Origin of the sequence: Paenibacillus aurantius (assembly GCF_032268605.1) — a bacterium.
Classification (GTDB): Bacteria; Bacillota; Bacilli; order Paenibacillales; family NBRC-103111; genus Paenibacillus_AO; species Paenibacillus_AO aurantius.
In genome coordinates this window covers 3,866,131-3,887,909 of the sequence record NZ_CP130318.1, presented here as the reverse complement: position 1 = coordinate 3,887,909, position 21,779 = coordinate 3,866,131, and the positions used below count along the sequence as shown (strand labels likewise).

General features: G+C 57.3%; 23 protein-coding genes. 19 read left to right on the top strand and 4 right to left on the bottom strand.

The features are described 5' to 3' along the window. Positions 1–67: 67 nt before the first annotated feature. The gene (locus MJA45_RS17620; protein ID WP_315603214.1) at positions 68–931 is read left to right on the top strand and encodes an ATP-dependent DNA ligase; all 864 of its coding nucleotides are present in this window, start codon (positions 68–70) and stop codon (positions 929–931) included. Positions 932–1,059: 128 nt separating this feature from the next. Here the strand turns inward: MJA45_RS17620 and MJA45_RS17615 are convergent, their stop codons facing one another. Next, a complete protein-coding gene (locus tag MJA45_RS17615) occupies positions 1,060–2,082 on the bottom strand; it encodes a LacI family DNA-binding transcriptional regulator (protein WP_315603213.1) in 1,023 nt (340 codons plus the stop codon). Positions 2,083–2,264: 182 nt separating this feature from the next. Between MJA45_RS17615 and MJA45_RS17610 the strand changes: the two genes are divergently transcribed. The 5 genes from MJA45_RS17610 to rbsD are packed head-to-tail and all read left to right on the top strand — an operon-like array spanning position 2,265 to position 5,225. Further along, on the top strand, positions 2,265–2,579 hold the full coding sequence (locus MJA45_RS17610) for a UxaA family hydrolase (RefSeq protein WP_315603212.1): 315 nt from the start codon (positions 2,265–2,267) through the stop codon (positions 2,577–2,579). Positions 2,580–2,620: 41 nt separating this feature from the next. Next, on the top strand, positions 2,621–3,781 hold the full coding sequence (locus tag MJA45_RS17605) for a UxaA family hydrolase (RefSeq protein ID WP_315603211.1): 1,161 nt from the start codon (positions 2,621–2,623) through the stop codon (positions 3,779–3,781). Between the two features lie 40 nt (positions 3,782–3,821). Beyond that, on the top strand, positions 3,822–4,616 hold the full coding sequence (locus MJA45_RS17600; RefSeq protein ID WP_315603210.1) for an SDR family NAD(P)-dependent oxidoreductase: 795 nt from the start codon (positions 3,822–3,824) through the stop codon (positions 4,614–4,616). A gap of 19 nt (positions 4,617–4,635) precedes the next feature. Beyond that, positions 4,636–4,845, top strand: coding sequence for a hypothetical protein (locus tag MJA45_RS17595; protein WP_315603209.1), 210 nt, complete (start codon positions 4,636–4,638; stop codon positions 4,843–4,845). Beyond that, the gene (rbsD, locus tag MJA45_RS17590; protein WP_315603208.1) at positions 4,842–5,225 is read left to right on the top strand and encodes a D-ribose pyranase; all 384 of its coding nucleotides are present in this window, start codon (positions 4,842–4,844) and stop codon (positions 5,223–5,225) included. The genes MJA45_RS17595 and rbsD overlap by 4 nt, the downstream gene beginning before the upstream one ends. A 71-nt stretch (positions 5,226–5,296) precedes the next feature. On the opposite strand, the gene namA is transcribed toward rbsD, so the two are convergent. Continuing rightward, the gene (namA, locus tag MJA45_RS17585; RefSeq protein ID WP_315603207.1) at positions 5,297–6,307 is read right to left on the bottom strand and encodes an NADPH dehydrogenase NamA; all 1,011 of its coding nucleotides are present in this window, start codon (positions 6,305–6,307) and stop codon (positions 5,297–5,299) included. Positions 6,308–6,496: 189 nt separating this feature from the next. Beyond that, positions 6,497–8,581 (bottom strand): LTA synthase family protein, encoded by a 2,085-nt coding sequence (locus tag MJA45_RS17580; RefSeq protein WP_315603206.1) that lies wholly within the window; start codon positions 8,579–8,581, stop codon positions 6,497–6,499. A 227-nt stretch (positions 8,582–8,808) separates the two neighbouring features. Between MJA45_RS17580 and MJA45_RS17575 the strand changes: the two genes are divergently transcribed. The 9 genes from MJA45_RS17575 (at position 8,809) to MJA45_RS17535 (ending at position 16,647) form a co-directional block, all read left to right on the top strand. After that, entirely contained in the window at positions 8,809–9,150 is a 342-nt protein-coding gene (locus tag MJA45_RS17575) for a protein YmzB (RefSeq protein ID WP_315603205.1), read from the top strand. Between the two features lie 142 nt (positions 9,151–9,292). Further along, positions 9,293–9,766 (top strand): c-type cytochrome, encoded by a 474-nt coding sequence (locus MJA45_RS17570; RefSeq protein WP_315603204.1) that lies wholly within the window; start codon positions 9,293–9,295, stop codon positions 9,764–9,766. Positions 9,767–9,791: 25 nt separating this feature from the next. Beyond that, a complete protein-coding gene (locus MJA45_RS17565) occupies positions 9,792–11,402 on the top strand; it encodes a plastocyanin/azurin family copper-binding protein (protein ID WP_315603203.1) in 1,611 nt (536 codons plus the stop codon). 153 nt (positions 11,403–11,555) lie between these two features. Then, positions 11,556–12,122, top strand: coding sequence for an RNA polymerase sigma factor (locus tag MJA45_RS17560; protein WP_315603202.1), 567 nt, complete (start codon positions 11,556–11,558; stop codon positions 12,120–12,122). Positions 12,123–12,124: 2 nt separating this feature from the next. Continuing rightward, the gene (locus tag MJA45_RS17555) at positions 12,125–12,883 is read left to right on the top strand and encodes an anti-sigma factor (protein WP_315603201.1); all 759 of its coding nucleotides are present in this window, start codon (positions 12,125–12,127) and stop codon (positions 12,881–12,883) included. A gap of 155 nt (positions 12,884–13,038) precedes the next feature. Continuing rightward, the gene (locus MJA45_RS17550; protein ID WP_315603200.1) at positions 13,039–15,009 is read left to right on the top strand and encodes an ATP-dependent DNA helicase; all 1,971 of its coding nucleotides are present in this window, start codon (positions 13,039–13,041) and stop codon (positions 15,007–15,009) included. Positions 15,010–15,101: 92 nt separating this feature from the next. Beyond that, entirely contained in the window at positions 15,102–15,344 is a 243-nt protein-coding gene (locus MJA45_RS17545) for a hypothetical protein (RefSeq protein WP_315603199.1), read from the top strand. A gap of 231 nt (positions 15,345–15,575) precedes the next feature. Further along, complete coding sequence (locus MJA45_RS17540) at positions 15,576–15,782, top strand: hypothetical protein (protein ID WP_315603198.1); 207 nt, start codon at positions 15,576–15,578, stop codon at positions 15,780–15,782. Positions 15,783–15,978: 196 nt separating this feature from the next. Beyond that, complete coding sequence (locus tag MJA45_RS17535) at positions 15,979–16,647, top strand: HAD family hydrolase (protein ID WP_315603197.1); 669 nt, start codon at positions 15,979–15,981, stop codon at positions 16,645–16,647. Positions 16,648–16,723: 76 nt separating this feature from the next. On the opposite strand, the gene MJA45_RS17530 is transcribed toward MJA45_RS17535, so the two are convergent. Continuing rightward, positions 16,724–17,545, bottom strand: a complete 822-nt coding sequence (locus MJA45_RS17530) for an IucA/IucC family C-terminal-domain containing protein (protein WP_315603196.1) — start codon at positions 17,543–17,545, stop codon at positions 16,724–16,726. A 207-nt stretch (positions 17,546–17,752) separates the two neighbouring features. On the opposite strand from MJA45_RS17530, the gene MJA45_RS17525 reads away from it, so the two are divergent. The 4 genes from MJA45_RS17525 (at position 17,753) to MJA45_RS17510 (ending at position 21,738) form a co-directional block, all read left to right on the top strand. After that, positions 17,753–18,190 (top strand): Fur family transcriptional regulator, encoded by a 438-nt coding sequence (locus tag MJA45_RS17525; RefSeq protein WP_315603195.1) that lies wholly within the window; start codon positions 17,753–17,755, stop codon positions 18,188–18,190. Further along, complete coding sequence (gene yidD, locus MJA45_RS17520) at positions 18,187–18,450, top strand: membrane protein insertion efficiency factor YidD (protein WP_315603194.1); 264 nt, start codon at positions 18,187–18,189, stop codon at positions 18,448–18,450. Before MJA45_RS17525 ends, yidD begins: the two co-directional genes overlap by 4 nt. A 351-nt stretch (positions 18,451–18,801) precedes the next feature. Then, entirely contained in the window at positions 18,802–20,874 is a 2,073-nt protein-coding gene (gene metG / locus MJA45_RS17515) for a methionine--tRNA ligase (RefSeq protein WP_315603193.1), read from the top strand. Positions 20,875–21,051: 177 nt separating this feature from the next. Continuing rightward, positions 21,052–21,738 carry an urease accessory protein UreH gene (locus tag MJA45_RS17510; RefSeq protein WP_315603192.1) on the top strand — a complete coding sequence of 229 codons (687 nt, stop codon included), beginning with the start codon at positions 21,052–21,054 and terminating at the stop codon, positions 21,736–21,738. Positions 21,739–21,779 lie beyond the last annotated feature (41 nt).

Sequence of the window (21,779 nt, the reverse complement as noted above, 5' to 3'; positions counted from 1 at the left end):
AGGGAAGCCCAGTATTTCCCGCTAGGCAATCCCGGCATCCTTGTTACAATGAGAGATGGTGATCAGGATGGACAAATGGATTAATCCCATGCAATGCGCCGCCGAGGACGTTCCTTTTGCGGACGAGCATTATCTTTTCGAGCCCAAAATCGACGGGCACCGTCTTCTTCTCTATTCCGGAAGGGACGGAACGCGGCTCTATGACGGAAGCGGCCAACCTCTTAATGCCTTATACCCGGAGTGGACGATGGGGATGGAAGAAGGCATGATCCTTGACGGGGAAGCGGCGGCTGTAGGCGAGGACGGAAGGTCGATCTGCTTTGAAACGGTCATGAAGCGAAGGCGGGCGGCTCCGGCTGAAGCGGCCGGCCTGGCGGTCCGGTACCCGGCCCAATACATAGTCTTTGATATCCTGCAATACCGGGGCAGGGATTTGCGGGGACTGCCTCTGGCGAAGCGTAAGGAGATATTGGCCTCCATTGATTTCAGCGGCTCGCCCGCCATCGGCGTTATTCCGTTTATGGAGGAGCACGGGGATCTTCTGTATGAGGAGATCCGCCGGAGATGCTGGGAAGGCATGGTGGCGAAGAAGCTTTCGAGCATGTATATCAGCGGGCGGAGCGAGGCGTGGCGGAAGGTCATCTTCTGGCAGGAGACGGAAGTCGCCATTACCGGCATACGCAAGCGGGACCGGGGCTGGCTGGCTTCCGTTCCTTCCCCCGCCGGAGCGGTCCGCCCGGTAGGTGTGATCGGCGACGGGGCGAGGGCGGCGGATAAAATGGCCTTTTACCGCAGGTCCCGCTCTCTTGCGGTCGGGGAGGACGAGCATTATGTCTACCTGGCTCCGGAAATCCGCGCCACCGTCAAAGCCCGGGGCTGGACCGGAAGCGGACAGCTTCGCTCTCCTTTCTTTGTGCGCTTTGTTTCCTAACCGCCGGCTCCCGTCGGCCCGCTTTCTTACCCGGCACAGTCGAGAATCAAGCTCCAAAAAAAGCCAAGCAGGTCACGTCCCTAAGGGACGTCTGCTTGGCTTTTTGACATGGGCGGATAGTATCCCTGCTAAGAACGGGGCGGCGCGGAAGATTGCCGCACGGTCAGCTTAGGAGGAAGCACGATCTTCTTGCGGGGGGAGCCTGCTTCCACCCCATGAATGCGGTCGATCAGAAGGCGGATCCCCATGCTCCCGAATTCGTAAGCCGGCTGGGCCGCTACGGTTAGGAACGGATCCAGAACGGAGTTGGGATCCAGATCGTCAAAGCAAACGACGGACAGGTCATGCGGCACATCCAGCCCCCGGCGGCGGAAGGCTTTAACGGCATCCAGAGCGAGGAAATTGTTCGCCGCAAAAACAGCCGTAGGCCGTTCGGGAAGCGCCAGCATCCTCTCTACGGCCTCCTCGATCGTTCCGAGCGAGGCCCTCCCGTATCCTGCTTCAAACACCAGGCGGTCGTCCCAGGGAAGATCATGCAGCTTCAGGGCTTCGGCATATCCCGTGAAGCGTTCGCGGGCCGTCGAAACCTTCATGGAGCCGTTCAGAAGGGCTACCCGCCTATGACCCAGCTGAAACAGATGCTCCACCAGCAGGCGGGCACCGAGGCGGCTGTCGCCGAGCACCGTGTCGCACTCGACCCCGGGAACCTCCCGGTCGATCAGGACGAAGGGGATGCCATGCTTGTGCAGCTTCTCCAGCTGGGGGAGGGAGTTGTCTCCCGCGGGGGAGAAGAGCACGCCGTCCACGCGGGTGGAAAGCACCATCTCCAGGTACTCCTTCTCCTTCCCCACATCCTCATCGCTGTTGCTGAACAGCAGGCGATAGCCCCGTTTCATCGCGGCGTCCTCCGCTCCCCGGGCCAAGGTCGTATAGAATGGATTGGTAATGTCCGTAATGAGGAGGGAAAGAATGCGGGTCTCCTGAAGGACAAGGCTCCTTGCGGCCGAGTTCGGCACATAGTGAAGCTCCTCCATCACCTGCCTGACCCTTACCCTCGTTTTCTCGCTGATCCTTCCCGTGTTATTGATAACCCTGGATACGGTCATGGCCGAGACATTGGCTTTCTTCGCTATATCGTAAATGGTAATCATGGTCTACTTCCTTTGCTTGTACCTGTTTTTGCAAGGATTTTCCGCCATTTAGACGGAGAGGTGGCGGGTCATTCGGCACCCGGTCTGGTACCCATTGTAACCAAAAAAATATTTGACAGCAAGGAGGACTGTTGGTAAGGTAGGGTTATCGGTAACCCATCGATTAATGAGGAGATGACTTCATGGCGGAAACCATAAAGAGCGGCTCCGACGTCATCGTAATGGACGTTAAGGACCATGTCGCCACGGCTTTAAAGGACTTGGCGGAAGGACAGACTTTTTATTGCCGTATTCAGGATGAGGTGAAGCCATTCACCGCAGCCGACCCGATTCCGTTCGGCCATAAAGTGGCGATTGTAGAGATTCGCAGCGGCCAGGATGTTCTGAAATACGGGGAAGTGATCGGCCGGGCAACGACCGACATCCAAGTCGGCCGGCATGTGCATGTTCATAACCTGGAAGGCATCCGCGGACGCGGCGACCAGGCGGGCAAGTAGGGGCAGGACCAGCTGCCGAAGAAAATAGAGGAGGACCAATCATGGGGACCCTTATGGGATACAAAAGAGCAAACGGGGATACGGGCATACGCAATCATTTGCTGGTCATCCCTACCGTTATTTGCGCCAACCAGGTTTGCAGCCGGATCGTTCAGATGGTTCCTGAAACCGTTGCCATTCCGCACCAGCACGGCTGCAGCCAGATCGGTGCCGACAAGTCCCGCACCTTCGAGACCTTGGCCGGAACCGGCCGTAATCCGAATGTGGGGGCGGTGCTTGTCGTAAGCCTTGGCTGCGAGGTCGTGAACCCTTACGAGCTCGCGGACGCCATCCGCGTTACGGGTAAACCGGTGGAAGTACTGGATATCCAGGAAGCCGGAGGGTCGGTGAAGGCTATTCAGCAGGGGACCGAGATCGCGAATCGCCTCCGGGCGGAGCTCGATAAAGCGGAGCGGGTGGAGCTGTCCTTAAGCGAGCTGATCGTCGGGGTCAAGTGCGGTGGATCGGATGCCACGTCCGGCCTTGCATCCAATCCGGCTCTAGGCAACGCCGCGGACCGGTTGATTGCGGAAGGCGGCGGCATCGTAATCGGAGAAACGACGGAGATCATCGGAGCCGAGCACATTCTGGCCGCCCGCTGCCGGACGCCGGAAATCTCGGATAAGCTTTATCACATCGTAGACCGCTTCGAGAAAGAAGTGGAGCGGATGGGCGAGGACATGCGAGGAGGGAATCCAAGTCCCGGCAATATCGCGGGAGGGCTCTCCACGATCGAAGAGAAGTCGCTCGGATGCATCAGCAAATGCGGGACGGCTCCTTTTGAAGGCGTTATCGAATATGCGGAGAAAATTCCCGGCAAAGGGCTATATTTCATGGACTCCCCGGGAAATGACATCGAATGCGTCTCCGGCATGGCCGCGAGCGGCGTCCACCTGGTCTGCTTCACCACGGGAAGGGGAACACCGACCGGATCCGCGGTTATTCCCGTCATCAAAATTACCGGTAACGGCCGGATGTATGAACGGATGGCCGACAACATGGACGTGAATGTCGGACCGATGCTCGAAGGCTCCATGAATGTGGAGGAAGCCGGAGAGCTGATCTGGCAAGAAATCCGCGAGGTGGCCGACGGAAAGCTGACCAAAGCCGAAATTCTCGGGCATCAGGAGTTCAGCATCAACCGGATCGGTCCGAGCCTCTAAAGGGCGGGAACCGACTAACCAATAGAGAAGGAGAATTTCCATGAAAAGATTGCACAACCGCACCGCTCTTGTAACGGGAGGCAGCCGGGGGATCGGCGAAGCCATCGTCCTGCGTCTTGCGGAAGAAGGGGCTAACGTTGCCATTAACTTCACTTCGGATTCCTCGAGGGAGAAGGCCGAGAGCGTCCGCAGAAAGGTAGAGGAGCTAGGCGGCAGGGCGGTGATCGTTCAGGGAGATGTCGGACGCAAGGAGCAGGTCCAGGCCATGTTCGAAACGGTGGAGAAGGAGCTCGGTTCCATCGAGATTCTGGTCAACAATGCCGGCGTGGCTCCCTTTGAGTCGTTCCTTCACGTAACGGAAGAAACCTGGGACCGGACGTACAATACGAACGTCAAGGCCATTTTCCTTGGATCCCAGCTGGCGGCCAAAGGCATGATCGAACGCGGCTACGGCAAAATCATCAACGTGCTCTCGACGGCGAGCCTGGTGGTCACAAGCCCCGTGATTCCGCACTATCAATCTTCGAAAGCGGCGGCCCATATGCTGACCAAATCGATGGCCATCGAGCTGGGCCGATATGGGATTAACGTAAACGCCGTCGGGCCAAGCACCGTCGACACGGATATGTGCACCGACTACCTGGCGGATGACGAAATCCGCCGCAAGGAAGTGGAGGCCAATCCGATGAAGCGCCTCGGCACCGCCCGCCAGATCGGAGACGCCGTCGTGTTTCTCGCCTCCGACGAGGCCGAGCAGATCAACGGCCACCTCCTCATGGTCGATGGCGGTCTGACGGTGAAAGCCGCCCAGCCGGACGATCATATGGAGCGATAAGACACGGGAGGGAAGAAGCATGGTCAAGGTACGCTGGGAGTATTACGTCGGCACGAGCCGGGAGGAGCTTCCCGAGAAGGGCACGGAAGGCTGGGAGCTGACGGCCGTCACCATGGTGGAAGGGAAGGAATGCTTCTACTTCAAGCGCCCCTGCCCCTCCATCCGGGAGGAGCTTACGCTTTCCCAGCGGCGGCGGGCTCTGGAAGCAGGGGGAGGGAGTTCTTTATGAAGAAGCAAGGGATCCTTCATCCCCAGCTGAACCGGATACTGGCGGAGACGGGCCATACGGACCTTCTCACCATATGCGACAGGGGATTCCCGGTTCCGCTTGGCGTCGAGAGGCTCGATTTGGCTCTGGTCGACGACCTGCCGACGGTTCTGGACGTCCTCCACGCCGTGGAGAAGGAATTTATTCTGGATGCTCTCATCGTGACGGAAGAAATGCGGGAGGCGAGCCCCGCCCGGTTCGGTGAACTGCAGAGCCGGTTTGCGGATAAGCTGATTGTCGTCAGTCATGCACGGTTCAAGGAAATCTGTCCGGAGTCCCGGGCCGTGATCCGGACGGGGGATACGACTCCCTACGCGAACCTGATCATAGTTTCCGGGTAAGGGAACCCAACTTAGAAAGGCCCTGGACCAGTTGAGGTCCAGGGCCTTTGTCTAGAGAAAGAGGCTGGTCTTTACCAGCCTCTTTCGTAAGGAACGGGGGGCTTAAGCTCGGTACGGAGCTCTTTGGCCGCGGTGCGCGGCCAATACGGATCGCGAAGCAGCTCCCGCGCCAGGAAAATCAGGTCGGCCCGTCCGTTCTTCAGAATTTCCTCCGCCTGAATCGGGCTCGTGATCAAGCCTACCGCTCCGGTGGCCACTCCCGCTTCCCGTTTCAGCGTTTCGGCAAAGGGAACCTGGTACCCCGGATAGGAATCAATCTTGGCAGGCGCTACGCCTCCGGAGCTGCAGTCAATAAGATCGACGCCCTGCTCCTTCATCTTGATGGCCAGAGGAATATAGTCCTCTGGGGTCAAGCCCTCCGGCAAATATTCATGAGCGGAGATTCTGACGAACAACGGGCCCTCCCAGACCTGACGCACCTCATCGATAATCTCGCTGAGCAGGCGGTAGCGGTTATCCGCATTTCCTCCGTAGGCATCCGTTCTTTTGTTGGCAAGAGGGGACAGGAATTCATTCAGAAGATAGCCGTGGGCGGCATGAAGCTCGATCACATCGAAGCCGGCAGTCTTCGCCCGGACGGCGGCGTCCTTGAAAGCCCGTTTGGTTTCCTGGATCTGCCCGATCGTCATTTCCACCGGTGCCTTCATATCGCCGAAAGCCACAGCGGAGGGAGCCACGATTTCGCCCGGCAGCACGGCTTTGCGCCCGGCATGGGCGAGCTGAATGCCGATATGGGCGTCCTGCTCGTGGACCAGGTCGACCAGCTCCTTCAGCCCTTCGAGATGATCATCGCTCCAAATGCCCAGGTCCTGTTCGGAGATTCTCCCCTGGGGTGTCACCGCACTCGCTTCCACGACAATCAGGCCGACTTGGCCGACCGCCCGGCTCGTGTAGTGGGTACGGTGCCAGTTGGTGATCCGTCCATCCTTGTTCGTACTCGAATACATACACATAGGGGACATAACGATCCGGTTCTTCAGGGTAACGCCTCTGACGGGAAAGGGGGTAAACAGTTGGCTCATTCCTCATCCTCCTCTTTGTCTCTATATAAAAATGATTGGCTATCTTTTTAATAGTAACACATCATTCGTTGCAAAGACACTTTTCCGCCTGTCTCTTCGTCTTCCTGCCCAGTATGTCCGCAAAAAAGGCCCCGCATCCGCGGGGCCTTTCCTCACCTTTATGAGCATACGAAGTCGATTTCACCCGGGCTACTTGGCAGCAAGCTCAAAGGGGTTGGACTTGGCAATGGCGATCTTTTTGGAATCGTACACTTCCACCTGCAGCGTCTTTTTCCCCTTCTTGGCCATCAGCGCTTTGGGGATGGAGGCTGTCAGATGGGACTCGTCGTGATAAGTTGTTTTGAGCGGCTTGTCTCCCAAGTAGACTATGCTTCCCGGAACAAAGAAATGGCCGTGAATCTCCACCGGGGTATCGGATTCCCCTTGAGAGTCCGGAGAAGCGAGAACTTCCGAATCGACGCTCTCAATCTTCATATCTCCGAAGCCCAGCACGTAGTCCTTATGAATAATAGGCTCCGAAATATCCTTGTACCCGTAGCGGGAACCGAAAAGGATGTCATGCTGGAGAAGCTTGTATTCCGTCAGATCTTCTTCCTTGATGTTCATTTCCTCGTAGTGATTCTTCGGCGGGATGATCGGCATCTTCTTGGACAGCTGGTAGAGGTAGTCCGTGTAATAAGAGCCTTTACGCTCCGCCAAATTAAGAACGTAAGGACCAAGGAACGAAGGATTGATGTTCAGTGTTTCCTTCTTCTCCGGCAGGTAGTTGTTCCATACTACGAACGGGGTGCTGTACATTTTCTTGAGAAAGTCCGGATCGTTCTCCGTAAGGTAACCGGTTTCCTTATATACCCCGTACTCATTGCCTAGCAGCGGCAGGTGGTCCCCAAAGAATACGATGATGGTCGGTTCCTTCGTCTTGCTGAAATGGTCCACCATCATTTTGAACGACTGCTCCGCATTGTGGACTCCCTGAGCGTAAGTCTCGATGATGCCCTTGGTTTCCTCCGAATAGTTGTTGAGCACCTTGAAATGGTTGTTGTTGCCGAATTTCCAAGGCTCGTAAGGCCAGTGATTTTCCATCGTGTTGGCAAAAATAAAGTCCGGCCCTTTCGATTTCTGCGCCTCGTTAATAATGACTTCCGAGACCTTCGTGTCCGGGATATACAGACCGTTCACGCCCGAGTCAAAGAATTCGCTGGAGATAAACTTCCCGAAACCGAAATCCTTGTAAACCTTGTTGCTGTCAAAAAACCAGTTATGAAACGGATTAACCGAAACGGTGTTGTAATCCTGCCGGTCCAAAATGCTCGCAAGCGAGTCTACTTCATGGTTTACATATTGAATGTAAGCGAGCGATCCCTGGGGCAGAAAACGAATGGAATTGCCGGACAGCACTTCGAATTCCACATTGGCCGTACCTCCTCCGAATTGGGGGGAGAGCAGCGTACCACTTGTGTAAGTCTGCTGGAGTGAATGAAAGAACGGAATCGGATCTTCGCTGAACTTGACATCTTTCATGAGAGTCGGATCCCAGAACGATTCGCTCAGCATGACGATTATATTCGGCTTAACGGCGCCGTCGGTATTCGTTCGGCGGGGGATCTCTTTGATGTAATTCTCGATGGCGGTTGCGGTGTAACCCTCCGGTTCGGGAATGAACACGAGATCCATATTAAGCATGGAGGTCAGCAGAAAACCGTTCTGCAAGTAATTCTCCGCCTGATCCCAAGGAATGGTACTGATTTTGAAAGCGTTTTGAAATTTATACGGCTTGTTCGTGTAGGTTCCGTACAGAAGGAAGGCGGAAAGCAGAAGCAGAACGGCTCTTTCGGGCCAGTTGCTTTTGCGGGCTGTACGGGGAACCCGATGAAGCACTAAATAGCTGATAAGGAAGAAGGCGGCGACCCCGCCGACCAGCTCCCAGCGGAGCAGGTCCCCCGCGTACTGTGCGACATCCGCTCCTTCGCTGCTCAGGACAAGGTCCCAGGGAAGCATGGGCAGACCGAGAATTTTAAATTTAATGCCGCTGACAAGAGAGGTCGTCAGCAGAATAAAGGTAACGATCCAATAAGAAGTGCGCATGCGGCTGGTCAAAGCCACGAACAGGAAGTAGAGACCGAACACCAGAAGGTAATTGAGCGCAAATTCATGGGGGCGCTGGAGGACCCATTTGATGGTGGCTTTGACATGCCCGCGGTTGCAAAATTCCGTCAATCCAACCAAGAGGGCGGGCAGAATAAGCAGCGGCAGACGCGATAAGATGTAGAGCAAAATGCTTTTGGGACGGGTTGGGTGCTGGTCCAGTTTGGGTCACTCTCCTGTGAGTTTGTAAACAATTCGTGAATTTTTCCGCTCCTATCGATTATAGGGGGTAACGGAGCGGGGCGCTACTGAATTTTTTCTTAACATTAATGAACAGGACGCGAAAGGCTGTTGATTAAAGCCAAGCCGAATCGGGTAAGGTATAGCATAACGATTCCGATTGGAGGCTGACGAAGATGGAACAGACGCTGAAAAGCATTAAGGAATGGCTGGAATCCTGCAAAGACCGGCCTCTCGTCATAGATAAGAAAGAGGACGGAGATCTGGACAGCGTGACGCTGCAGCTGAACGAGGTCGTGGTGGCGGTTCGCAATGAAACGCATCCTGATGATTATATTTCGGAGCGTTCTCTTATTCTTCAAGGAGAAGGCAAGGTAGAAGGTGTCCCGGAGGAAGAGGCCCCTCTCCCGCAGAACCTGTATGAAATTCCGTTCAACGACAAGCTGGAAAGCCGGCAGGAGGCCCAGTCGCTACTCATTCGGACGGACCGGGCGGAATACATTCTTCGTCCCGAGTAAGACAGTAGGAACCTATAACATGGCAGCAAAGCTCCCTATAACAGGGGGCTTTTATTTTTTTATGAAAGGGGCGAACCGTTTGGGCGACCCTGTCGTTTCCTTAGAGGAAGGAAGAATTTACCCGAAAGGAGACCGATGCCTCATGCAAAAAGGCTGTGCAGCGCTATGGATTGCTGCAGCCGCGATAGGTCTCGCCGGCTGCGGCAAAGTCACGCCGGAGGGAGCGGCGGCTCCGTCGGCTTTGGCGGCCTCGTCCCCCTCAGCCGCCGCGGGCACGGCCGCGCCTTCGGCCGCTCCGCCGGCGGTGCCGTCTCCGGCGGTGACGCCGGTCGCTTCGGCTGAGCCGACCGCGAAGCCCGCTGCGGCCCCGCCGGCCGCTTCGCCGTCTCCGGCCGCCAAAGCCGAAGAGCTGTACCGCGGCAGCTGCATCGGGTGCCACGCCGCCGAGCTGAAGGGCGGCTTCGGGCCGAACCTGCAGCAGGTGGGCTCACGCAAGACGAAGGACCAAATCATCCGCCAGATCGAGCAGGGGGGCGGCGACATGCCCGGCTTTGGCGGCAAGCTGTCCAAGGAACAGATCGACATTCTGGCATCCTGGCTGTCCCAACAGAAATAACGAGGAAATCATGAGGAGGAGACGTATGAACCTTAAATCGAAAACCCATCACTGGATGCTGGCCGGCATCGTGGCGGCCGCGGCGGTCCTTCCAGCCGCTCAGGCATCCGCGGACGGAGCAGCGGGAACGGCCGCCCAGGTCGTATCCGACACGGACCTGGCGGCGGAGCTTGGCATTCTGCAGGGAGAAGGAAGCGGACTGACGGACGCTTATTTAAGCAAGCCGACGACCCGCCTGCAGGCCGCTATTTTATACCTGCGGATGAAGGGGCTGGAAGGGGAAGCGGCGGCCTTCTCCATGCCGGATAGGGAAACCTTTAGTGACGCCGTTCTGGTATGGCCAGAGGGGAGAAACATTCTGGCCTACTTGAAGCATCATCCCGAGCTGGGGTGGACCGGAATCGGAGGAGGGAAGTTCGACCCGCTGTCCGGGATTACCTCGGAGCAGGTTTACAAAGTTATGCTGGAGGCGGTGGGCTACAAGCAGGACCAATATTTCACCTATGACAAGGTACTGGAGGCCGCCCGGTTGGCAGGTCTCGGCAAAGAGGCGGCCGCCAAGCCCTTCCGCAATGTCAACATGGCCTCCGTGCTGGTGGAGAGCTTGTCCGCCAAGGTCAAAGGAACGGGAAAGACGCTGGCGGAGGTACTGACCGAGAAGCGGGTGATTAAGCCGGACGCTTTGAGGGCGCTCTCTTATGATTTTCTATCCTATGCAGCGAAGCCGGAGCTCGGAACCTATCTCGCGGACAGCAAAGGACGGACGCTCTACTACTTCAGCAAGGACTCGGCGAACCTCAACTCCTGCCAAGGCAAATGTTTGGAGAACTGGCCGGTTTACTACAGCGAGAAATTAAAAGTGCCCGCCGGGCTGAAGAAAGAAGACTTCGGGACGCTGACTAGAGCCGATGGGACAAAGCAAACGACCTACAAAGGCTGGCCGCTTTATTATTATATCGGCGATAAGGCGCCGGGGGATACGTTCGGGGAGGCGGTGAACAAAATCTGGTACGTGGTGGAAGCGCCTTCGTTTGCCGCCATCGGGCAGAAGGAAGGGATCGGCCTCTATTTAACCGATTCCTACGGAAGAACCCTGTATACCTTTGATAAGGACAGCTACGAGAAGAGCGCCTGCAGCGGCACTTGTGAAACGAACTGGCCGGTCTATTACGAGGAGGCGGTTCAAGCCCCTACCGGTACGGACCAGGCGGATTTCACCACCATGACAAGGGCGGACGGCTCGAAGCAGACGGCCTACAAGGGAGCTCCTCTTTATAGGTTCAGTAAAGATGGTAACCGGGGCGACACACTCGGGCAGAATGTCAACAACATCTGGCATGCTGTGGATCCCTTCTCCTTTGCCGGAACGGCCAAACCCGCCGGGAAAAGCTACCAGGTGGACATCAGCGGCTTCGCCTTCGGCATCCCCGAGCTGACCGTAGAGGCCGGCTCTACAGTCACCTTCACCAATTTGGACAGTGTCCGCCACAATGCCGCCGCGGTGGACGGATCCTTTGCCACCCCTCTCCTGTCCAAGGGGGAGTCGGCCACGATTCAACTCGACAAGCCGGGCGTTTATGATTACGTATGCGAGCCCCATAAGAGCAGCATGAAGGGGCGGATCATCGTCAAATAGCTTGGTCCCTATGCCCGGTTTCGTCCCCGACGAACCGGGCTTTTTTGCCTCAGAAACCCGTTGCGCCCAGGCAGGGGATATAGGACAATAGAAGCACAGCATGCGGCGCAGCCAGACGGAAGGGAACTTCATTTTGAGGCAAGGGGTAACGGGATGCGCGGCAAAACGGATGCGGAATTGATGGAGCTCGTTCGCGCCCGGCATCGTCCGGCGCTGGAGGAAGTGTATGATCGCTATGTCAGGCTGGTGTATTCCTTTGCCCTGAAATCCGTTAAGGAGGAGCAGGGGGCCAGAGAAATCGTTCAAGGGGTATTTACCCGGATCTGGACCACACGAAAGGGATACGATCCGGACAAAGGGCAGTTCGTCAGCTGGCTGCTGACGGTTACAAGAAATATGGCCATTGACCATGTCCGCAAGGAGCAGCGCTCCTCCCGGGAGGTGCCCCTGGAGGCGGAAGAATGGGAGCGGTTCGAGGCACCTACGGATCAGGGACCGGAAGCGGTCATAACCCGGGCTTTAACACGGGAAGAGATCCGGCAGGCTTACCGGCACCTCTCCTCCAATCAAATCCGTCTTCTCGAGAGGGTTTATTGGGAGGGCTACACCTTAAGCGAGGTGGCAAGCGAAGCCAACGAACCGCTCGGTACCATCAAAAGCCGGCTTCACCAAACGCTGAAGCTGCTGCGCCAGTCCATACAGAAGCAGAGGGAGGGATAAACGTGCAAGAAAACGGTCAGACCCCATGTGAGCAGCTTATCCCTTATTTGATGGGAGAGGGCAACCAGGAAGAGCGCCAGGTCTTTGAACGTCACTTGTCCGTCTGCCCCTCCTGCGCGCAGGAGCTGAGCGAGCTGAAAGAAACTTGGACGGCCATCGGCCTTCAGGACGACGAGCAGGACGTTCCGGCCGATTTGAAGGAAGAGGTCATGCTTGGGATTTTTGGGGATTCCTCGGTTTCCCCCGAACCCAGAGAGGCCCCTTCCCGTTTCGTCCCGGTGCAGGTCCCGGTGCGGAGAAGCGGCATGCGTCCGCTTTATTCCGCCTTGGCCGGTGCCGCGGCCGCTGCAGCCGTCCTCCTTGCCCTTTATGCCCTAGGCCCTGCGAAAGAATCGGGGAAGCCGGCCGCCAGGATCGCCGGACCCGCCGAAATCGTAAAGAGCTACACGCTGAAACCGGTGGACGGCTTGCATAACGCGGGAGGCCGGGCAACGGTCATGAAGCGGGACGGGGGGAACGAAATCGTGGTGGAGCTCCAAGGGATGCCGCCCACCCAAGGCGATCAGGCCTACCAGGTTTGGCTTCTGAAGAACGGAGTGCGCTACAACTGCGGAACCCTGGTAACGGATGAGAAAGGCAGCGGAATCCTTACCTACCCGGTCAAGCAGGAGAACCTGAGCTTTGACGGGATTGGGGTTACCTTAGAGCCTGATGCGGGCGGGACCCAGCCGAGAGGCCGCAAAGTGCTCGGCACCGGGTAAGGACAGGGAAGGGGAGCGGATCAGCCTGCTTCCGGGCGGATGGGAAGGGGCAAGCCAGTCGGTTGGAGCCGGCTGGCCTTTTTTTCTTTGCCAAGAGAATGATTTCATGAGATAATTAAAGTTTACCGTACCATGACAAGATGGGGGAAAATGGAGTGGAACGTTATCCGTTTGCATACGATCCGTCCCAGCCGTTCGTCGGGCAGTTGAGCGACTGGGTATCGGATGTTTTCTATGACCTGCTTCCGGAAGCAGGCTTTGAAGTTCGGGACGAACAAATTTATATGGCCTTCCAGCTCGAAAGGGCGTATGCGGAGAAGAAGACCATCCTGGCCGAGGCGGGGGTGGGAACGGGGAAAACGCTCGTTTATTTGCTGTACGCGGCCGGCTATGCCCGCTATACCCGCAAGCCTGCCGTAATTGCCTGCGCCGACGAATCGCTGATCGAACAGCTCGTGAAGCCGGAAGGGGACGTGGCGAAGCTGGCCCGCCACCTGGGGCTGCGGATTGACGCGCGTCTGGGCAAATCGATGGATCAATATCTCTGTCTGAACAAATTGGATAAAGCCCGGACGGGGCCGGACGGCCTCGCCTGGCAGGAGCTTTACGAGGAACTCCCGGACTTTGTCCATTCCTACGAGACCCTGCAGGCCTTTCATCCTTATGGGGACCGCAAGCATTATCCGGGCTTGAATGACGAGCAGTGGAGCCGGGTCAACTGGGATTCCTTCCAGGACTGCTTCGCCTGCGAGCAGCGGCACCGGTGCGGACAGACCCTGTCGAGGGACCATTACCGCAAATCGGCCGATCTCATCATCTGCTCGCATGATTTCTATATGGAGCATGTGTGGACTTACGAGGCCCGCAAACGGGAAGGCCAGCTGCCTCTGCTGCCGGAGCACAGCTCCGTGGTATTCGATGAGGGTCACCTGCTGGAAACCGCCGCTCAGAAGGCTCTCACCTATAAGCTGAAGCATGCGGTATTCGAAGAGCTGGTCACCCGGCTGCTTCAAGGGGAAATTCGGGAGAAGCTCGCCGTTCTCATCGACGAGGCGATTCTTCAGAGCGAGGTGCTCTTCGAGGCGTTGGCGGGACATTCCGAGAAGGTGCACGGATCCGACCGCAAAAAAATCCGGCAGGATGATTCCCTGCTTCGCGAAGTAAGCCGGTTTCGTTCGCTCCTCACAGAGATTGAAGAGGAGCTGGTGTTCGAAAGCGAGCTTTATACGCTGAACGACTACCAGCTGCGGATTGTGGAAGAGCATATCGAGATGATCCAGAAGGCCCTCGGCCTCTTCCGTCATTCAGACCGCCTGATCTGCTGGCTGGACGGGGAAGGGGAAGGGGCCACCCTGACCATCATGCCGAAAGCCGTTAAGGAAGTGCTGAGGGAGCATGTCTTCTCCCAGGCGATGCCCCTTGTCTTCTCCTCGGCCACCTTATCCGTCGGCGGGTCCTTCCGGTACGTGGCCGACAGTCTCGGCATGGAGGCTTTCCTATCTTTTTCCACCCCTTCTCCTTACCGCTACGCCGAACAGATGGAGGTAATCGCCCCACGCTGGCAGTCGGGGGGGAGCTTTGAGGAGAAGAAAGAGACGGCTCTCCGGCTGCTGGCACGAACAGGGGGACGCGCCCTTATCCTGTTCCCGGCGAAGGAGGAGCTGGCCCGGTTCAAAGCGGAGCTGGGGAGCTATCCCCTGGCCGGGGCGGGAACGTTCTACTATGAAGGAGACGGGGAAATCAGCCACTTGATCTCCTCCTTCCAACGGGAGGAAACCAGTGTACTGTGTGCCGTGAGCCTGTGGGAAGGCTTGGATATTCCGGGTCCGTCCCTGTCCCACGTTATGATTTGGGAGCTGCCTTTTCCTCCGCAGGACCCGGTTTACGAGGCCAAAAGAAGACAGGCATCCGCGGCGCCCTTCGAGGAAGTGGATCTGCCCTATATGCTGCTCCGGCTGCGGCAGGGAATCGGCCGGCTGATCCGCACCGGTACCGACCACGGGCTGGTCTCCCTCTTGAGCAAGACCTTGTGGGAAAAGGACGAAGTACGCCGAAGTGTGGAGCATATCCTTCCGGAAGGGGTCGGCCTAAAGGCAGGGGAGAATCAAGACTTTGTCTGCGGCTGAGGCAGGGAAATGGGTAGTTGCCTTGAGAATTTGGCCGGAAGCGGGCATATAGTGGAAGGGTAGGAACCCAATACCGAAAGGAAGGATAGAAAATGCCCTTGCGCAGACAGGTATTGTCCGCGGTCCGGCCAGTAGTCGGTTACGGACTTCATGAACTCCCCCTGACCTCTCCCGCCCATGCTATGTATGAGGTGGCCGCCATCTCTTATTTAATGGGGATGGGCTACAGCTATGCCGACGCCCATCGTGTGGTTGAATCCTGGGAAGTAGGAGAAGCTTTCCCGCCCTATCAGGGGACCGTTCATTATCACCACCACATGATCCATTCGATTTAGTGCCGAATCGACTGTGTTCACGGTAAGACGCAAGGCAGCAATCGACAAAATTCCAGTTCATTCCTTCCCTAATAGGACAACCTGTGATATACTGTTTGATGTAACGAATTATATACTGTTGTTGCACGAACCAGCAGACAGGAAATATTTCCCTTTGGGTTTGGAATAGATAACGCCATTTCGCACCGTTACGAGCTTCTTATTAAGCAACAGAAAGCGAGGAACAGGCAAATGGATCTAGCATTGGATCAATTCATGGGAGAACCGGTAAACATCATCTACCTGGACAGCGACAACCGAACGGTCCAGCACAAGATCGATATTTTGACTACCGGTGCCCAATGTTGTGTCGCTTATTGCTTTGACCGCCAGGAGGCCAAACTTTTCCGGAACAACAGCATTCTTGCCGTAATGCCTATTAAGAAATACTACCACTAAGACAATCACGGCTGCCTTCCTTTTAAGAGGAAAGGCAGCTTTTTTGCGTTCAAGTGCCTTATCCGGCACCCTAATCAATAGGGAAGCAGAACTTTTTACGGAGAAGGCACCAGAATGACGCAGCGGGGCGGGAATGGTATGCTGAAGAGGCAGGCAGATCACTTGGCCGAAAACGACGGATAAAGGAGCAGGACGGATGATCGAAGCGGTGGTTTTTGATTTTGACGGGCTAATTCTCGATACGGAAACGAATGAGTTCGCTTCCTTTCAGGAGCTGTTTAAAGAGCACGGAGCGGAGCTGACGCTCGAAGTGTGGGGGAGCGTGGTGGGCACGAACGGCTTTGACACCTACGCCCATCTTGACGAGTGTGTAGGACGACCGGTGGACCGGGAGACGGCGAGGGCCAGAAGAAAGGAAAGGTTCCAGTCGCTGATGGAGGCGGAGGACATCCGGCCGGGCGTGCGCGAGTATCTGGAGTCGGCCCGGCGGATGGGGCTGAGAATCGGGCTGGCTTCCAGCTCCCGGCTGGCTTGGGTCACCGGGTACTTGGACCGCTTCGGCCTGACTTCTTATTTCGAATGCATTCAGACGGCCGATCATGTGGAGAAGGTCAAGCCCGATCCTGCTCTTTACCGCCAAGTACTGGAGCAGCTGGGCGTGGCTCCGGAACGGGCCCTTGCCTTCGAGGATTCGCCGAACGGGGCGCTTGCCGCCAAACGGGCGGGCATGAAGGTCGTAACGGTTCCGAACCCCTTGACGTGCCGGCTTGTCTTCGGAGAGGTGGACCGGACCCTAGGCTCCATGAGCGAGATCAGCCTGGAAGACCTGATCGCCGAGCTCGGTGCCAAGACGGAACCGGCCTAAGCCGGTTTCCGAATGAAGCCATCCATTGGAGCGTAAAAGAAACGGGACCTCCCTCCAGGGAAGTCCCGTTCTCGTTTTACTTCGGTTTACCGGCTGTCAGCTTGCCGCTGCGTTCCTCATCGGTGATAAGAGGACAAGTCGTGCAGCTGCCGCTGCCCGGAAGCTGGTATTTGAGACAGCAGGTTTTGCGTACGCGAAACGAGACACCGGGCTGGGCGGGGTGGGGAATGCACCGGCCTTCCACGCCGAGCGGATTGAAGCTTGATCCCCCGGTCAACCAGGCGGCTTCTTCGCTTAGCAGAAAGCAGTAATCTCCGGTGATGCGTTCCCGGTCCGAACCGGCGGCCGCCCCGGCGATCATCTCGCCGTAGAAGTGATGCACATAGACGGCGGCGTTCTCCCACAGCATCTGCGGGCTCAGGCGGTACCGCCCGCTTAGAAGACAGAAGAGACGCTGCAGGTTTCCGGTGAACAGGGCGGCAAGGGTGTGGGCTCTCCAAGTGTTTCGGTCACCGCCGGAAGCGAGAGTTTCCGGATCGGAGGTCCCTTGCGGAGCGAGAATCAAGGTGAAAGGCTGCTCCTTGTCCCAAGCGACAGAGAGGGAGGGAAGAGAGGCGTCCAACCCGATGCGGTATACGCTCATGGCGTAAAGAACGCCGCAAAGCATGCGGCTGTAGAATTTGGTGAACTGCGAAGCCGCGATTGGCAGCCGATCGATCTCCCTAATCTTAGCGAAAAGGGAGATCGTTTCCTCCAGCCCCTCTTCCTGCTGCAGCCGGCTGCTCTCGGTTACAGGCGTCCCGCCGGAATCCGGCTGAGGCTGAGAGCCGGATTCTATGCGGAAGCGCAGGTGGAAGATCTTCTCCAAATAAGTCCGCTCTTCGATGCTTAAGCTCATGTCTAAGCTCCTCCGGTCCGTTCGTTTGATGATATATTCAAATTGTAGGGGACGGCCGGAAGGCTGTCAATGAGTTTGATATTCATTCTCAATGACACAGCCCCGCCGAATTGACAGCCCCGCCTAATTTAGGCATCATGAAACAAGACCCCAACTTCCGAAATGCCTGGAACGATGGGGTGGGTCCTAAGCCAAAGTTTGGAGGGAATGAAAGTGACAGCCGAGGAAATCATTCAGGAGATGGTGAAGCAGGGCATGCGCATTACGGACCAGAGAAAGACGCTTGCCGGTCTTTTTGCTGAAGAGGGGAGCGCCCTGACCCCCAAAGCCGTATATGAGTATATGGGACGTCTGTATCCCGGATTAAGCTTCGACACCGTCTACCGGAACCTGAGGCTGATGCACGAAATGGGCGTTCTCGAGCAGTTCGTGCTGGAGGACGGGATCAAGTTCCGGGTCAGCTGCGGCGAGAATCACCACCACCATCACATCATCTGTATGAACTGCGACAAGACGTACTCTGTGACTTACTGCCCCATGGATGCCGTATCCGGGCTTCCGGAGGGGTTCCAAGTCGTTAAGCATAAATTCGAAATCTACGGGCTTTGCGAAGATTGTGCGGCCCGCCGGGACACCCCGTCATGAGCTTTCTCCGCCAAGCGGTCAAAGCCCCCGTGCACGTCTACCGGAAATTCGTGTCGCCGCTGAAGCCTCCGACCTGCCGGTTCTACCCGACATGCTCCCAGTACGCGCTGGAAGCCATCGATGTTCACGGAGCCTGGAAGGGGTCGGTTCTAACGGTGATTCGTCTATGCAAGTGTCATCCGTTTCATCCGGGAGGGCTGGATCCGGTCCCGCCCAAGAAAGACGGAGGGACACCGCCCGATTCCCCGCCGCCGGCTTGACACGGGGCCGTGCGTTTCGTTATATTGAGGGAATACAAGTAGAAACCGAATAGGCAGTTTTCAATGAACGGATAAGTACGTGCAGCGCACTGTCGCCAGAGAGCCGGGGAAGCTGAGAACCGGTACAGGAGAGCACACGGAAGATGGTCCCGGAGAGCTTGTCTTCGAGCCTGAGGGTAAGAGGACGACGTACCTTCTGCGTTAAAGAAGCAGTCGCAAGACTGGCAGAGCCCCGATGTGCGAGCAGCGGGGGAACCTGGGTGGTACCGCGTGAGCCGAAGCTCTCGTCCCAAGACGGACGAAGGGCTTTTTTTGCATTCCAAAATTGATTAAGCAGGAGGGAACGCTCCCATGAGTCAGACGAAACCAACGTTCTACATCACCACTCCGATCTATTACCCGAGCGACAAGCTGCATATCGGCCATGCCTATTCGACGGTGGCGGGAGATGCCATGGCCCGGTACAAAAGGCTTCGCGGTTACGACGTTATGTATTTGACGGGAACCGACGAGCACGGGCAGAAAATTCAGGAGAAGGCGGAGGAGAAAGGCGAAACCCCGCAGCAGTTCGTGGACCGGATCGTGGCGGGCATCAAGGAGCTGTGGAGCAAGCTCGACATTTCCTATGATGATTTCATCCGCACGACCGAGCCGCGGCACAAGGAAGCCGTCCAGAAAATCTTCCGGCAGCTGCTCGACCAAGGCGACATCTACCTCGGAACGTACGAAGGCTGGTACTGTACCCCGTGCGAGTCGTTCATCCTGGAGCGCCAGCTCGTGGACGGCAAATGCCCGGACTGCGGACGCCCCGTGAAGAAAGTAAGCGAGCAGAACTATTTCTTCCGGATGAGCAAGTACGCCGACCGCCTGCTCCAATACTATGCCGAGAATCCGGATTTTATCCAGCCGGAAGCGCGCAAGAATGAGATGATCAACAACTTCATCAAGCCGGGGCTGGAGGATCTGGCCGTGTCCCGGAGCACGTTCGAATGGGGCGTTCCCGTTCCGGGGGATCCGAAGCACGTCATCTACGTATGGATCGACGCGCTGTCGAACTACATTACGGCTCTCGGCTACGGTTCGGAGGACGAAAGCAAGTATGAGAAATACTGGCCGGCGGACGTTCATCTCATGAGCAAGGAGATCGTGCGCTTCCATACGATTTATTGGCCGATCATGCTGATGGCCCTGAACCAGCCTCTTCCGAAAAAAGTATTCAGCCACGGCTGGCTTCTCATGAAAGACGGCAAAATGTCCAAATCCAAAGGAAATGTCGTCGATCCGGTTACGCTTATCGACCGGTACGGGCTGGACGCCCTGCGCTATTACCTGCTCCGCGAGGTGCCCTTCGGCTCGGACGGCACCTTCACGCCGGAAAGCTTCGTCGAGCGGATCAATTACGATCTCGCCAACGACCTCGGCAACCTGTTGAACCGGACGGTGGCGATGATCGACAAATACTTCGACGGGGTGATACCGGCCTTCGTGGAAGGATCGACTCCGTTCGACGCCGACCTGATCGCTACGGTCCGCTCGACCGTTGCCAAGGTCGAGGAGGTCATGGAGAGCATGGAGTTCTCCGTCGCCTTGGGCGCCATCTGGCAGCTCATCCGCCGGACGAACAAATACATCGACGAGACGCAGCCTTGGGCGCTTGCGAAGGACGATTCCCGCCGCGCGGAGCTTGGCTCCGTGCTCTACTGCCTGGCGGAGTGCCTTCGGAACGTCTCCATTCTGCTGCAGCCGTTCTTAACGCAGACGCCGGAGAAAATCCGCCGTCAGCTCGGCATCGAAGGCGCCGAGCTCGCCGCCTGGGAAAGCCTGTACGGTTTCGGCGCGCTGCCGGCCGGGGTCCGCGTGCAGAAAGCCGAGCCGATCTTCCCGCGCCTCGAGGCGGAGCCCGAGATCGCCTACATCGCCGAGGCGATGGGGGGCGGGGCCGCCGCCCAGCCGGCACCGGCCGCAACGGCCGACGCTCCCGGCTCTACGGTCGCTGCGCTTGGCGCGCTCGATCTGCAGGGAGCGGCTGCGGCCGAGGCCGGCACGCCGGCCGGCGCCGCGGCGGGAGCTCCAGCGCCAGCGGCTCAGCCCGACCGGGCCGAAGAAATCAGCATCGATGATTTCTTCAAGGTCGAGCTGCGCGTGGCGCAGGTGACCTCCGCGGAGCCGGTGAAGAAGGCCGACAAGCTGCTGAAGCTGCAGCTTGATCTAGGCTTCGAGCAGCGGCAGGTCGTCTCCGGCATCGCCAAGCACTACAGCCCGGAAGAATTGGTCGGACGCAAGGTCATTTGCGTGACCAATCTGAAGCCGGTCAAGCTGCGGGGCGAGCTGTCGCAGGGCATGATCCTGGCCGCCTCGGAAGGCGACAAGCTCACACTCGCCACGGTAGCCGAGGACCTGCCGAACGGGGCCATCGTCAAGTAAACCGCCAAAAGAAGCCCTTGCGGGAGGACCCGCAGGGGCTTTTTGGCTGCAGGCGTCATCGGAAGCTCGTCCATCGTAGGCAGGTGGAGAACAAAACGCCGACTCCCCGTCTGTGTAATTTAACCTTACATAAGCCCGGCTTTATGCTATACTTCTAAGAAAAAAAGGAGTTATTCTATGGAGTGGATTTCGGTTTTACTGCTTGGCTTCTTCCTCGGGATGAGGCATTCCACCGATGCGGATCATGTGGTGGCGGTGACGACCATCGTCAGCGAACAAAGAAAACTAGGCCGGGCCGGCTTGATCGGCATCGCCTGGGGACTCGGGCATACCCTAACCATCCTGTTGATCGGATCGGCCATCATTTATATGAAATTCACGATTCCGCCTGCGCTTGGCCTGTCCATGGAGTTCAGCGTCGGCGTAATGATCGTTATTCTGGGGCTGTTCAGCCTGAGAAGACTGTTCACGAAGAAGCATGCTCATCCGCATGGAACGGAGCAGGCAGAGGCTTCGGACGTCCCTTCTTCGCGGTCCCGGTACATTCGGCCGCTTGCGGTGGGGCTGGTTCATGGAATGGCGGGCTCGGCCGCCGTGGCGCTGCTGGTTCTGAACGCCATCTCGAACGAGAAGCTGGCCTTCTTCTACCTGTTCATCTTCGGGCTCGGGACGGTGGCGGGCATGATGCTCGTGACGATGGCCATCGGCCTTCCCTTCATCTTCTCCAAGCGGACCCAGTCCCTGAACCGGGTGCTCGGCATCGGAACGGCGGTCTTCAGCATCGGCTTCGGCTTGTTCCTGATGTACCGATTAGGCATAAGCGACGGCTTGCTGACCGGACACCCGGAATGGACTCCGGAGTAACGATCTTTTACAAGGCGCCAGCCGGATTATGTCCGGGCGGC